This is a genomic window from Shewanella sp. 8A (assembly GCF_023475945.1).
GTDB lineage: Bacteria > Pseudomonadota > Gammaproteobacteria > Enterobacterales > Shewanellaceae > Shewanella > Shewanella xiamenensis.
Window position 1 is genome coordinate 1 of sequence record NZ_JAMDJP010000019.1, and the last position, 13,662, is coordinate 13,662.

Consider the following 13,662-nt stretch of genomic DNA (forward strand, 5'->3'; position numbering starts at 1 on the left):
ACTCATTCATTGATTTAATTCTTTGATTACTCGCCAAACGGCAGAGTAATTTCGATTAACTCAACACCTGTGAGTGTCCACACAGATTTCTTGTTTAGATTGTTAAAGAGCGTTTGACCTCATCGCTTGCGTTACCGCTCACTGGGTCAGGGCTGCGTATTCTACGCATTTCCCTTGTCGCGTCAAGGCGTTTTTGCAAACTTCTTGAGGCTTTCGAATCAACTGCACATTTTGCATTCGATTCGCACTGTAACCGCGCTCGCTTTCGCTGTCTGCCGTGTCAGTGGATGCGCATTATAGGCAGCGAAACTTTTTGTGCAACCCCTAATTTTAAGATAATTGGCATTTTTGCACTGTTCGTTGGATATTTGACCTGACCTGTCAGTTTTTAACCTTTATAATGCTAAAAACCACTCAATTAGGGACTTTTTTATGTCTGGGCCACTCAGAACTTACCAAGGAATTCATCCACAACTCGGCGATAATGTGTATGTGGACCAAGCTTCAGTGCTCGTTGGCGACATTGCTTTAGATACCGACGCGAGTATTTGGCCTATGGTGGCAGCGCGTGGCGACGTAAACCATATCCGTATAGGTAAACGCTCCAATGTACAGGATGGCAGCATATTGCACGTGACCCGTAAATCCGCTTCTCGTCCTGAAGGTCATCCACTGATCATTGGTGATGATGTGACGATTGGGCATAAGGCGATGCTGCATGGCTGCAAGGTTGGCAATCGTGTATTAGTCGGGATGGGTGCGATTATCCTCGACGGTGCCATATTAAAAGATGATGTGATTTTAGGTGCGGGTTCGTTAGTACCGCCGGGTAAGGTGTTGCAGAGCGGCTACTTATATGTCGGCAGCCCTGCAAAACAGGCGAGACCTTTAACCGAAGCGGAATTGAAATTTTTACCTGAATCCGCAGATAACTATGTGCGCTTGAAAAACGAATATTTGGCAGAACCTCAGCCAGAGTAATGTTTCTATTAAATTGGATGGCAGTGTTTACGCTGCCATCTTGTTCATTTTGCTCTTAGCCTAAGTGCACTGCGCCAAACTCATCAAACTCTTCTGCTTCAATTAAGGCTTCTGCCATTTCTTCCGCATCGAATCGCACCGCATCAAATAGCGCTAACATGGCGGCCGCTTCATCGCTATTAGGCTGGGGCGAAAAATCATTTAACTGCGCCAGCTTCTGCGCGCTGATATAACACTTAATGTTCATTCCCTGCTGCTGGGCAATAAAGCAAATGTGCTTTTGGGTTTCATCCCAATGTTGCAGATCGGGGAATAAAATACTCTGATTCATCTTATCTTCCTCTTGAGCCTCTATTGCGCGTCGGCCTGTAGTTTGTCCCTGAGCAATTTAAGCACTCCTGAGGTATCTGGTTCGACGCCACGCCAGAGCGCAAAACTCTTTGCCGCCTGACCGACAAGCATACCCAGTCCATCAATCACTTGCGCTGCGCCCTGTTGCACAGCCCATTGATTAAATGCCGTTGGTTTTGCGCCATACATCATATCGTAGCAAGCCGTTTTGTTGCCGATAATGGACTGTGGCAGTGGCGGTAGCTCTCCCGCGAGACTCGCAGAGGTCGAGTTAATCACTAAATCAAACTCCCCCGACAACTCTGGCATCGACATCGCCTGGAGTTTATCGCTGTAACGCCCTTGTTGTACTTGGCTAAAAATCTCTACTAAGGCCTGCGCCTTACTTTGAGTGCGGTTAGTGATGACCAGTTGACCTACTTCAGCCTTAAGCAATGGCAAGATACAGCCGCGCGCCGCGCCGCCGGCCCCTACCAAGAGTACACGCTTATGCTGCAAACTGCCGAGATGGCGAATAAGATCGGCCACCAGCCCCAAACCATCGGTGTTATCACCATAAATAGTGCCATCGGCCAACAAGCTTAGGGTATTGACCGCCCCCGCCAGCGTCGCTTCGGCACTTAGGCTGTCGCAGAGGGCAAAGGCTTGCTCTTTAAAGGGCACTGTCACATTCGCGCCCTTTCCTCCCGCCTGAAAAAATGCTCGTAAACTCGCCTCAAAACCATCAATGGGCGCCAGAATCGCTTCATAACTCAGGGACTGCTGCGTAAGGGCCGCAAACTGTCCATGGATAAAGGGTGATTTACTGTGACCTATCGGATTGCCAAACACGGCATATCGATCAAGTACTGGCGTAGTTACTGAGGGCATATCTGTCATCTGCGGGATTCTATTGGCTGTGAATGGCATGCAGTCTAGCGCGCTTTTAGGCGGTAGCACAGCTCCTAAGTTGTTGTATCTGACTTTAGCCTTCGGTTTCGCAGTGACATTCAGGCTATAATGCGCGCATCGAAATTGTAGACAGCAATGCAGTTAGACCTATGAACTGGCTTAAAAAGATTTTTAGTAAACACACAAGCGTGTCGGATGACAGGGATCCGAATCAGTCTAATGCCTATGATTTAATTGGTGGCGACAAAGTGATCCGCGCGATTGCCAATAGTTTCTATCAGAAAATGGCAAGCTCAGCAGAAACACAAGCCTTATTCGCGATTCACCGTGCGCCGATTGCAGAGTCGGAACAAAAGCTCTATGAATTCTTAAGTGGCTGGCTCGGCGGCCCGCAGTTGTATCAGCAAAAGTATGGTCATCCCGCATTACGCGCTCGGCATATGCCCTTCGCAGTAGATGAGACAATGCGGGATCAATGGCTATTTTGTATGAAGTTTGCCATTGAAAAACACATAAAAAAGCCAGAGCATCGCGCCGCTATCTATGAGGCGATTTCAACTCTGGCTGATCATATGCGTAATCAATAAAGTGCAATGACGCTACTCATACTGATACCCGTTGCTTATACCCAATCCCGTGGCTTGAGGTAGTTATCGTAAAGATCTGCCTCTGGAGTGCCCGCCTCTGGCGTATAAGCATATTGCCAACGTACCAATGGCGGCATTGACATCAAAATAGACTCTGTGCGACCACCGGTTTGCAGGCCGAACAAGGTGCCTCTGTCGTATACCAGATTGAACTCAACATAACGGCCGCGACGATATAACTGGAACTCACGCTCACGCTCACCATACGGAGTCTCTTTACGACGCTCAACAATCGGCGCATATGCAGTTAAGAAGCCGTTGCCCACCGCCTGCATAAAATCGAAACTCTTATCGAAGCCTGCTTGGTTCAAGTCATCAAAGAACAGACCGCCCACGCCGCGGGTTTCATTACGATGTGGCAGGAAGAAATACTCATCACACCACTTCTTATACTTAGGATAAACGTCGTCACCAAAAGGCTGGCATAGATTTTTAGCACTTTGATGCCACTCGCGCACATCTTCTTCGAAAGGATAGTAAGGCGTTAAATCGAAACCACCACCAAACCACCAGACAGGATCCGCGCCGTCTTTATGGGCAATAAAGAAACGCACATTAGCATGGGTGGTTGGAATGTAAGGACTTTTTGGATGAATAACTAAGGAGACACCCATAGCCTCAAAGCTGCGACCCGCCAGTTCAGGGCGATGAGCCGTTGCCGATGCGGGCATCGCAGCCCCTGTCACATGGGAAAAGTTAACCCCGGCTTGCTCAAATACCGCACCTTGGGTTAAGACCCGACTGGTGCCGCCACCGCCTTCAGCACGCGTCCATGAATCGGCTGCAAAGTTTGCTTGCCCATCCAACTGCTCAAGACCCGCACAAATTCGATGTTGTAGATCGAGTAAAAATGCTTTTACCACTGTCGCATCTGGCACACTCATAGCTTTTATCCTTATTTTTATTAATTAGTTACTGTCCGTTGCGCAAAATCTTGCCACTTCGAGCATCAACAATGGTGGACGGCTGACGCTGTTGACCTAATTGGCCTAGCACTAAGGCATCTATTTTGCCTTCAAAAGCGTTGAGAATGTCATCATCACTAAGTGCGGGATCTTCGCCGGCTAAGTTGGCACTGGTTGAGACGAGTGGTTTACCCAAGGCTTGGCACAAAGCCCGCACACCTTCATGGGCGGAGACGCGCACGGCGATAGAATCAAATTCACCGGATAAATAACGCGAGACATGCGGTTTAATCGGCATCACAAAGGTAAAAGGCCCTGGCCATTTAGAAAAGGCAAACTCAAGCTGCTCGGCGCTCAACTGTGATTCATCAACATAGTCTAATAACTGTGAAAACTCGCTCGCTACTAAGATAAGGCCCTTCTGCCAAGGACGTTGTTTTACGGCGAGTAATTTTTGAATGGCAGTATCATTATCTGGGTCACAGCCTAAACCATAGACGGCTTCAGTGGGATAAGCGATAACGCCACCGTTTAACACTACGTCTTTAATGTCAGAGGGGTGCAGCTGTAACATCTTTGGATTACCTTATGAATTTAATCGTTTTTCCAAACAAATTTTGGCATCTTGGCTACCCCATCCATGGTTGGACAGGGATTATACCTAAGGCGGTTTAAGCGGCCAAACTTTTAGAGGTCGATCACACTAAAGCGCTCGTTTGTATTTACAGCTTTTTTGCGGGCATTCTAAACGCATTCCCGCCGCACCTTTACGCTCGACTAAAATCCCAAAGCCACAACTCGGACAGCTTTCGCCAACGGGTGGATAATTGACGATAAACTTACATTTGGGATACGCGCTACAGGCATAAAAACTCTTACCAAAACGGCTGGTTCGATGCTCAAGTTTACCCGTTTTACATTCAGGACAGGCCACCTCAGGTTTATCGCTCTCCTGATCAGGTCTTTCAATATGAGTACAATTGGGATATTGGGTACAGCCGATAAAAATGCCAAAACGCCCCGATTTAACCGCCAACTCATGGCCGCATGCGGGACATTTAGAACCTTCAATCACTTGGGTTTCAATCGATTCGTGCTGCACTAAAGGACGAGTATATTCACAGGTTGGATAATTATTACAGCCAATAAAACTCCCATGCTTACTGTGTTTTACCGACAACTCGCTGCCACACTCGGGGCATAACTCGTATTCTTTTTCCAGTGCATGCTCATGGGCACTAAATAGTTGTTCATCGATCTTAGACATAATCATTTACCACTAGTCATTGCGGCTAATCCGCAGATAACTCACCGCACAGGTCTCAACAAACATATGGCATCAAAAAAGGAGGGCTAGCCTCCTTTCTCATTATTTATCACGTCGCAACACTTAAGAATGTAGCCGGCCTTCTTCAGGCTGCTCAAAAATTAAATCTTCCATTTGCTCATAGGCAGACTCATGGCCGGGCGCATTAAAGAGCACCATCAAAATCACCCACTTTAGATCTTCGAGGATCAAGGCAGGCTCATCAAGCTCCATGACTCTATCGATCACCATCTCACGGGTTTCGACATTAAGCACTTTAACTTGCTCTAAAAATAGCAGGAATCCACGGCACTCCACATCCAGCTTTTCCATTTCGTCTTTGGTGTAAATCCGAAACGAATGCTGATCATGATTACACAGGTAAGGCTTATCCCCTTCCTGCAACTCTGCCAGACGCTCCAACCAAGTTAAGGCTTTTAAAATCTCCGACTGATGAAAACCAGCGCGAGTGAGTTCCTTGGTTAACTCGTCTTCATCAACTAATAGTTCGACTTCACTGTGAACATAGTTTTCAAATAGATACATGAGGATATCAAACATGGCTAGCTCCTCTTTACTCTGACGTAACCACCGGGTACTGCAACAACCCAACCTTGCAACTCAAGTTCAAGCATTTGTTCTAACACCAGATCTATCGTTTTCCCACTATGTTCAACTACAGCATCAATTGTTGTAGTTTCATAACCTACACTAGCTAACAGCGATGAAAATGGCAAATCACAAATCTCACCTTGCTGTATATGGTGGCTGGAGTAGAGTTCTTCAAGATGAAAGGCTGTCAAACTTGCCAGCTCTTCCACTATATCGGCCGCGCTTTCCACAAGTTTTGCCCCATCACGTAATAAATCGTGACAGCCTTGGTGAAATCCTCCTAGGATGGAGCCAGGCACGGCAAACACCTCACGCCCTTGCTCCATAGCCAACCTTGCGGTGATGAGTGAACCACTTTTGCGACAGGCTTCAACCACCAGCGTCCCTAAAGAAAGACCGCTAATGATGCGATTTCGTTTCGGGAAATTGCCCGCAAAAGGCCCTACATCTGGCCAAAACTCGCTTATTATACAGCCTTGGCGCTGAATATCCTCATAAAGCTGCTTATGTCGGCGCGGATAAGTAATATCAATCCCAGTTCCCAGCACGGCAAGCGTTCTTCCACCATGATCAACACAAGCTTTATGCGCCGCACCATCAATCCCCATCGCCATGCCGCTACAGATACTAAATCCAAGCGCCGACATCTCTCGAGCCAATTGATAAGCCACCTGTAACCCACCAGGAGATGCATTACGGCTGCCCACAACAGCAAGAGATGGAATCGCTAGCGCCTCGACGCAGCCCTTAACAAACAAAACGCAGGGTGGATCAGTTAATTGTTTTAGCAACGGAGGATAAAGCGGATCGGAAAAACAGACTAAATGATGATGTGCCGCCTGTTGTTGCCACTCTAAAGCAGCATCGACTTTTTGATAGTCAATAACCAAGCTGTGGAGCTGATTGTCAGACAAAGGGAGCGAGTGTTTCTCATGCTCGAGCCTTTGCCTGAGGTCGTCCACATCCATGTGCGTTAATAATTGTTGTGTCCGAGCGGGTCCGAGCCCAGATACCGCACTAACAATTAACCAATCAACCAAGTTTTCAGAGATTATTGACCTCTAAAGGCTAAGGAATCTGGGGCGATTAATTTATCATCGACCCGCACAGAACGCTCCGTCGATACAATCAATCCTAAACTTGCTTTATCAAACACTTTGAATACTAATAACTTACCATTGTAAACATCAGGCATTTTGAGTGCCCTGTCGGATGAAAGTGACGCAACCACATTGTCATAGGCTGTCCGTTCCATCGAGGGAACAGGTTGGCCATCGTTATTAATCACGATTTCTTCGCCATCGCGATAAATGGAGAATACCTCGCCAGGCTCAATACCGTCCTGCGTACCTTTATCAAGATAGACAACATTGAGTTTACCGGCTTCGCGCATTTTCGACTCGATGGCCAATATGGTCGCTGGCGTCTTAAGTTCTGCGGGTTTTGGCGTAAAGTAAGCTGACATTAACGCTTCATCCTCCATCGGCAACACCCTAAAGCCCGCTTTGGTTTCACGGAAATTGCTCAGAATTTTTACCTTAGACACTTTGCCAGACTCAATGACTTGGCCTGTGGATGCCAGAATCGCTTCCTGTCCTAGCGCCTCGCCCGTTTCTTTATTAAAGAATTCTCGGCCACGCTCATAGACTCCTAACTTTTGATGCAAAGGTAATTCGCTATTGATATAAATCACATCACCAACAATATGATGGCGCGACGGGCTTTCACCGCCGAGTACCATAGGTTGCATGCCTAGCCAGCTAGCATCAACCACACGGTTTTGAACGAGATAGTTTTGGATTAATGCCAAATCAACCGCAGGAACCGCATTGCTCTTGGCAATTACGCGTCCCTCTGGAGTTTTGCGAATATGGGGTTTTGCTTCACTGGCTCCAATACTCGCACTCGCGCCATTAAGCACTAATCTGGGTTGACCATCGATAAAGACTAAGGTGAGTTGATCACCGGGATAAATTAAATGAGGATTGGCTATTTGAGGGTTAACATCCCATAAACGTGGCCACTTCCACGGATCATTTAGAAAGGTTGCAGAAATATCCCACAGGGTATCGCCCTTCTTTACCACATATGACTCTGGATACCCTGCTTTCAACGTGAGAGTGTCAGCGTAAACCAATGTGCAATGAAAGGTCATTAACGCAAGTAAAATTAGCCGTTTCATGGTGCGGTCCATGTTGTTTAGCTCTTAAATCGAGCTTTTACTGTTATTGATAGGCACTAAAGATTAAAATTAACCCATTAGCCTCAGTCAGTATAACCAACTGATTGAGATTTGACAGACTTGTTAAGAGTTTAAGTATGGCACTATTAAAAGTTTTACGCTTTCCCGATGAAAGATTGCGAACTCAAGCACAACCTATCACAGAGTTTACTGCTGAGTTGCAAACTCAAATCGATGATATGTTCGAAACCATGTACCAAGAAAAAGGGATTGGTTTAGCCGCGACCCAGGTTGATTATCATAAACAACTGATCGTCATGGATTTACAAGACGAGGTTGAACGTCCTAAAGTCTTTATCAATCCCGAGATTATTGCCAGTAGCGGTGATTTCTGTAACGAAGAAGGTTGTCTGTCTGTCCCTGGTATCTATGCCAAAGTTGACCGCGCCGAATTTGTTACCGTTAAAGCACTGGATAGACACGGTAATGAATTCACCGTTGAAGCCGATGACCTATTTGCGATTTGCATTCAGCATGAAATGGATCACCTGAAAGGTAAGTTATTTGTCGACTACCTGTCGCCATTGAAGCGCCAACGGATCAAACAGAAACTTGAAAAAGCGGCCAAACAAGACGCCAAATAAGCATTAGGATCAGATTTGAAACCACTCAATATCATCTTCGCCGGAACACCGGATTTTGCCGCTCGCCATTTACAGGCGCTGATTAACTCACACCACAATGTGATTGCTGTTTACACACAGCCGGATAGACCCGCAGGGCGCGGTAAAAAACTCACCGCCAGCCCAGTGAAAGAGCTCGCGCTCGCCCACAATATTCCAGTTTATCAACCCGGTTCGCTACGCAAAGAACCCGCGCAGCAAGAACTGGCCGCCCTTAATGCCGATATTATGGTGGTGGTTGCCTACGGTTTGATCCTGCCTAAAGTCGTGCTTGATACGCCACGTTTAGGCTGTATCAATGTTCACGGTTCAATTCTGCCTCGTTGGCGCGGCGCAGCGCCAATCCAAAGAGCACTTTGGGCAGGTGATAAAGAAACAGGTGTGACGATCATGCAGATGGATGTTGGCCTAGATACGGGTGATATGCTGCTAAAAACCTACTTGCCGATTGAAGATGATGATACCTCAGCCAGCCTGTACGAGAAGTTAGCCCTGCAGGGACCAACAGCACTATTACACGCGCTTGAAGGTTTAGCTAGCGGCACCTTAGCCGCTGAAAAACAAGATGAAGCCTTAGCTAACTACGCCGAAAAACTCAGTAAAGAAGAAGCGAGGTTGGATTGGACTAAATCCGCGACCCAATTATGGCAAGAAGTTCGCGCCTTCAATCCTTGGCCAGTGAGCTACTTTGAGCACCAAGGCAATACTATCAAGGTGTGGCAGACCCAAGTCAGCGCCACCAGTAGCAATGCCGCACCCGGCACTATTATCAGCGCCAGTAAAAAAGGCATTGAAGTCGCCACAGGCGATGGTGTGTTAACCCTGCTCAGCATGCAATTACCCGGCAAGAAACCCCTCAGCGTTGCAGATATTCTCAATGCCCGCGGCGAGTGGTTTACCCCAAATACTCGTCTCAATAACGAGGCGCAATAATGATGAACTTGCGAGCACTGGCGGCCAAAGCCATCTTCGAAGTCTTAGAGAAAGGCGTGTCACTTTCAGTTGCCCTGCCAGAACAGCAAAAGCATCTTGCCAGTGGTAAAGATAAAGCCCTGCTCGCCGAGCTCTGCTACGGCGTGATGCGTACCTTGCCGCAGATCGAAAAACGCGTGGCCGAATGTTTAGCCAAGCCGCTTAAAGGTAAGCAAAGGATCATCCACCAGCTATTGATTGTTGGCTGTTACCAGCTTTACTTCACCCGCATACCAAGCCATGCGGCCATATCCGAAACCGCAGAGGCCTGCCGTCAATTAAAGTTTGAGGGAATGGTAAAGGTCGTCAATGGCGTGCTGCGTAATATTCAGCGCCAATTAACACCGCTTAGCACAGAGTCGGAGACCTTAAGCTACAACACGCCGGGCTGGTTAATTAAGCGCTTAAAAGCCGCTTATCCTGACAACTGGCAAGAGATAATCCAGCAAAGTCATGAGCGTCCACCCATGTGGCTACGTAACAATCGCCTTTCCCAAAGCCGCGATGAATATCTTGCCGCCCTGAGTGAGCTAGAGATAGAAGCCAGTGCGGGCCTGAGTGATGATGCAATCCTGCTTGCCCATCCCAAGGATGTGGCGACATTACCACGCTTCCACGAAGGTGCTGCATCAGTGCAAGATGGCGCCGCCCAATGGGCCGCGACCCTGCTGGCTCCCCAAGCGAACGAACTGGTCCTTGACGCCTGTGCCGCACCAGGTGGTAAAAGCTGCCATTTACTCGAACTTGAACCTAGCATCAAGCTGGTTGCCGTCGATTTCGATGCCAAACGTCTTGAGCGCGTGCAACAGAACCTTGACCGTTTATCATTAAAAGCGGAAGTTATTCATGGCGATGCGGCCAATATCGACTCATGGTGGCAGGGTGAACAATTTGATCGTATCTTACTCGACGCACCTTGCTCAGCGACGGGCGTTATCCGCCGCCATCCCGATATCAAATGGTTACGCAAAAACCATGACATCGAGGAACTGGCCGAGCTGCAAAGACAAATTCTCGATCACTGCTGGAAGTGGCTCAAGCCCGGTGGCACACTCCTGTATGCAACTTGCTCTATTTTGCCGCAGGAAAATCGAGACCAAATTAGTGCATTTTTAGCCAGAACCGCAGATGCTAAGCTAGATACACTTGCCCAGCAGGCTTCAAGCCAAGATATTGGTTGGCAAATCACGCCGGGACAACACAACATGGATGGGTTTTATTACGCCCGTTTATTGAAAGCGACCCATTAGGAAGTAAGCAAGGCCATGAAAATTATCATATTAGGTGCGGGTCAAGTTGGGGGAACCTTGGCCGAAAATTTGGTGGGTGAAAACAACGATATCACCATCGTCGATAGCGACAAATCCAGATTACGCGCCCTGCAGGATAAATATGACCTTCGCGTCGTGGCGGGCCATGGTGCCCACCCCGATGTGCTCAAAGAGGCTGGCGCCGAAGATGCCGACATGCTGATTGCTGTGACGAACAGCGATGAATGCAACATGGTCGCCTGCCAAATGGCCTACAGCCTATTTGGTACACCGACTAAAATCGCCCGTATTCGCTCCGAACCTTATCTAGCGATGCGCGATAAATTATTTATCGACAGTGAGACCAAAAATAGCGAGGGACGTCCTCGCGGCGGTTTTGTAATCGATGAACTTATCGCACCCGAACAGTTAGTGACCGCTTACATTCAACGTTTGGTTGAGTATCCCGGTGCGCTGCAAGTGCTCGAATTTGCCGAAGGCCGCTTAAGTTTGGTTGCGGTTCGCGCCTATTACGGCGGCCCTTTAGTCGGTAATGCCTTGGCCGCGCTTCGCGAGCATATGCCAAATATTGATACCCGGGTGGCGGCGATTTTCCGCCAAGGTCGCCCTATCATGCCCCGCGGCACGACTATTATCGAAGCCGATGACGAAGTGTTTTTCGTGGCCGACAGTCGCCATATCCGCGCTGTGATGAGTGAGATGCAAAAGCTGGATAACTCCTACCGCAATATCATGATTGCCGGCGGTGGTAACATCGGCTTAGGCCTGGCTAAACGCCTCGAACGCACCCATTCAGTCAAATTGATTGAACACAAGTTCGAACGCGCAGAGTCTCTATCCGAACAGCTTGAAAACACCACAGTATTTTGTGGTGATGCCTCAGATCAAGAGCTGCTACTCGAAGAACATATCGACCAAACCGATGTGTTTATTGCCGTCACCAACGATGATGAAGCCAATATCATGTCCGCCCTGCTAGCCAAGCGCATGGGGGCAAAAAAGGTGATGGTATTAATCCAGCGCGAAGCCTATGTGGATATTGTGCAAGAAGCTAATATCGATATCGCGATTTCACCCCAGCAGGCGACGATTTCAGCCTTACTGACCCATATCCGCCAAGGCGATATCTGTAACGTGTATTCCTTACGCCGCGGCGCCGCCGAAGCGATTGAAGCCATTGCCCATGGCGACTCCAGCACCTCTAAAGTTGTTGGCAAGGCGATTGGCGATATCAAGCTGCCGCCGGGAACCACCATTGGCGCCATTGTGCGGAATGAGGAAGTGTTGATGGCTCATGATAAAACAGTGATTGAGCAAGGGGATCACGTGATTTTGTTTTTGGTAAACAAAAAATTTATCGGCGAAGTCGAAAAGCTGTTCCAACCTAGCGCCTTCTTCTTTTAAGTCATCATCCTATGCTGAACTTTAGACCGTTATTGTTTATTTTAGGGCTGTTTTTATCGATGTTAACAGCCTTTATGTTAGCGCCCTTACTTCTTGCCGCATTCAACGGCGAGGAGACCGTAGGCTCTTTCATGTTATCGGCTTTAGTCACTGGGATTTGCGCCAGCCTGTGTTTGCATAACGGCCAAAGTAAGGCTATTAACCTCAATATTCGAGATATGTTTCTGCTCACCAGTCTCACTTGGTTGATCGTGAGCCTGTTTGCGGCCATGCCTTTTACGCTTTACCACGGTATAGGTTATACGGATGCCTTCTTCGAGACCATGTCCGGTATTACCACCACAGGTTCAACAGTACTCTCTGGCTTAGATACGATGGATCACAGTATCTTAATCTGGCGCTCGTTATTGCAATGGCTCGGTGGCATTGGCTTTATCGTGATGGCGGTTGCGATTCTGCCCTTCTTAAACGTTGGTGGTATGCGGCTGTTCCGCACTGAGTCATCGGATTGGAGTGACAAGGCTGTTCCTCGTACCCAAAGCATGGCTAAGCATTTATTCTTTATCTATATTTTACTGACTATTATCTGCTGTATTGCCTACCATGTTGCAGGCATGACGTGGTTTCAAGCCATCAACCATGCGATGACCACACTGTCGACGGGAGGCTATTCAACCTCAGATAATTCGATGGCGGCGTTTTCCAATTCTGCCCATTGGGTTGGTGTTGTTTTTATGGCGGCGGGAGGTTTACCCCTGCTGATGTTTGTGCAGATGATCCAACAGCGCGATTTAAGCGTTTGGAATGATGCCCAAGTCAAAGGCTTCTTATTTTTTCTGACCTTTGTTTCTTGCTTTATTGGTGTTTGGTTATGGCAAACCCGCGATATCGCCTTGATTGATGCATTACGATTATCCAGCTTTAACGTCGTATCTGTTGTGACCACCACGGGCTATGGTTTAACCGACTATGGCACGTGGGGCGCATTTGCTAATATCGCTTTTCTGTTCTTAATGTTTGTCGGTAGCTGCTCTGGCTCGACCTCTGGCGGGATCAAAATCTTCCGCTTTCAAATTGCTGGCGCCATTATGCGCGAACAGTTAAAGCAGCAATGTCATCCCAATGGGATATTTAGAGAGCGCTATAATAACCGCCTGATCAGTGAGGATATTGTGCGCTCGCTGATCACCTTTGTGCTGCTATTTATGTTTGTGATTGTTGGGCTTTCGGTGATTTTGGTGTTGACAGGGCTCGACCCCATGACCAGTTTTACTGGCGCAATTACCGCAGTCACCAACGTCGGCCCAGGACTAGGCCCCATTATTGGCCCTGCGGGTAACTTCTCGACACTGCCCGATCTGGCTAAGTGGGCGCTTGCATTAGGTATGTTGCTAGGACGCTTAGAGATTTTAACTGTGGCCGTACTATTCCATCCCAGTTTTTGGAAATACTAGTCG

The 13,662-nt window shown here is 48.0% G+C and carries 15 protein-coding genes; 7 read left to right on the forward strand and 8 right to left on the reverse strand.

Annotated elements, in window-relative coordinates:
- The first annotated feature begins 432 nt into the window (after positions 1 to 432).
- Positions 433 to 981 (forward strand): gamma carbonic anhydrase family protein, encoded by a 549-nt coding sequence (locus tag M0413_RS14845; protein ID WP_249554780.1) that lies wholly within the window; start codon positions 433 to 435, stop codon positions 979 to 981.
- Positions 982 to 1,036: 55 nt separating this feature from the next.
- Here M0413_RS14845 and M0413_RS14850 read toward each other — a convergent pair whose 3' ends face one another.
- Positions 1,037 to 1,312 (reverse strand): DUF1488 family protein, encoded by a 276-nt coding sequence (locus tag M0413_RS14850; RefSeq protein ID WP_011620874.1) that lies wholly within the window; start codon positions 1,310 to 1,312, stop codon positions 1,037 to 1,039.
- A gap of 20 nt (positions 1,313 to 1,332) precedes the next feature.
- Positions 1,333 to 2,211 carry a shikimate dehydrogenase gene (gene aroE, locus M0413_RS14855; protein ID WP_144376479.1) on the reverse strand — a complete coding sequence of 293 codons (879 nt, stop codon included), beginning with the start codon at positions 2,209 to 2,211 and terminating at the stop codon, positions 1,333 to 1,335.
- A gap of 161 nt (positions 2,212 to 2,372) precedes the next feature.
- Here aroE and M0413_RS14860 point away from each other — a divergent pair, with 161 nt between their 5' ends.
- Positions 2,373 to 2,810 (forward strand): group II truncated hemoglobin, encoded by a 438-nt coding sequence (locus tag M0413_RS14860; RefSeq protein ID WP_037413521.1) that lies wholly within the window; start codon positions 2,373 to 2,375, stop codon positions 2,808 to 2,810.
- A gap of 35 nt (positions 2,811 to 2,845) precedes the next feature.
- On the opposite strand, the gene hemF is transcribed toward M0413_RS14860, so the two are convergent.
- The 6 genes from hemF to M0413_RS14890 all read right to left on the reverse strand — a co-directional run bounded on the left by hemF (position 2,846) and on the right by M0413_RS14890 (position 7,887).
- Entirely contained in the window at positions 2,846 to 3,754 is a 909-nt protein-coding gene (hemF, locus tag M0413_RS14865) for an oxygen-dependent coproporphyrinogen oxidase (protein WP_144376480.1), read from the reverse strand.
- A 28-nt stretch (positions 3,755 to 3,782) separates the two neighbouring features.
- A complete protein-coding gene (gene tsaC / locus M0413_RS14870; RefSeq protein ID WP_037413519.1) occupies positions 3,783 to 4,349 on the reverse strand; it encodes an L-threonylcarbamoyladenylate synthase type 1 TsaC in 567 nt (188 codons plus the stop codon).
- Positions 4,350 to 4,478: 129 nt separating this feature from the next.
- The gene (locus tag M0413_RS14875; protein ID WP_069455363.1) at positions 4,479 to 5,042 is read right to left on the reverse strand and encodes a DNA topoisomerase family protein; all 564 of its coding nucleotides are present in this window, start codon (positions 5,040 to 5,042) and stop codon (positions 4,479 to 4,481) included.
- A 123-nt stretch (positions 5,043 to 5,165) separates the two neighbouring features.
- Positions 5,166 to 5,642, reverse strand: coding sequence for a DUF494 family protein (locus M0413_RS14880; protein ID WP_011070451.1), 477 nt, complete (start codon positions 5,640 to 5,642; stop codon positions 5,166 to 5,168).
- 2 nt (positions 5,643 to 5,644) lie between these two features.
- Positions 5,645 to 6,607 (reverse strand): DNA-processing protein DprA, encoded by a 963-nt coding sequence (gene dprA / locus M0413_RS14885; RefSeq protein ID WP_445508802.1) that lies wholly within the window; start codon positions 6,605 to 6,607, stop codon positions 5,645 to 5,647.
- Positions 6,608 to 6,744: 137 nt separating this feature from the next.
- Positions 6,745 to 7,887, reverse strand: a complete 1,143-nt coding sequence (locus M0413_RS14890; protein ID WP_037429380.1) for a LysM peptidoglycan-binding domain-containing protein — start codon at positions 7,885 to 7,887, stop codon at positions 6,745 to 6,747.
- A 125-nt stretch (positions 7,888 to 8,012) separates the two neighbouring features.
- Between M0413_RS14890 and def the strand changes: the two genes are divergently transcribed.
- The 5 genes from def to M0413_RS14915 are packed head-to-tail and all read left to right on the forward strand — an operon-like array spanning position 8,013 to position 13,659.
- On the forward strand, positions 8,013 to 8,519 hold the full coding sequence (gene def / locus M0413_RS14895; protein ID WP_037429378.1) for a peptide deformylase: 507 nt from the start codon (positions 8,013 to 8,015) through the stop codon (positions 8,517 to 8,519).
- Positions 8,520 to 8,534: 15 nt separating this feature from the next.
- Complete coding sequence (fmt, locus tag M0413_RS14900; RefSeq protein WP_249554782.1) at positions 8,535 to 9,491, forward strand: methionyl-tRNA formyltransferase; 957 nt, start codon at positions 8,535 to 8,537, stop codon at positions 9,489 to 9,491.
- A 2-nt stretch (positions 9,492 to 9,493) separates the two neighbouring features.
- Positions 9,494 to 10,780: a 16S rRNA (cytosine(967)-C(5))-methyltransferase RsmB gene (gene rsmB / locus M0413_RS14905; protein ID WP_249554814.1), complete on the forward strand. Its 1,287-nt coding sequence runs from the start codon at positions 9,494 to 9,496 to the stop codon at positions 10,778 to 10,780.
- 15 nt (positions 10,781 to 10,795) lie between these two features.
- Complete coding sequence (trkA, locus tag M0413_RS14910) at positions 10,796 to 12,205, forward strand: Trk system potassium transporter TrkA (RefSeq protein WP_037413508.1); 1,410 nt, start codon at positions 10,796 to 10,798, stop codon at positions 12,203 to 12,205.
- Positions 12,206 to 12,216: 11 nt separating this feature from the next.
- Positions 12,217 to 13,659 carry a TrkH family potassium uptake protein gene (locus M0413_RS14915; RefSeq protein ID WP_037413506.1) on the forward strand — a complete coding sequence of 481 codons (1,443 nt, stop codon included), beginning with the start codon at positions 12,217 to 12,219 and terminating at the stop codon, positions 13,657 to 13,659.
- Positions 13,660 to 13,662: the final 3 nt, after the last annotated feature.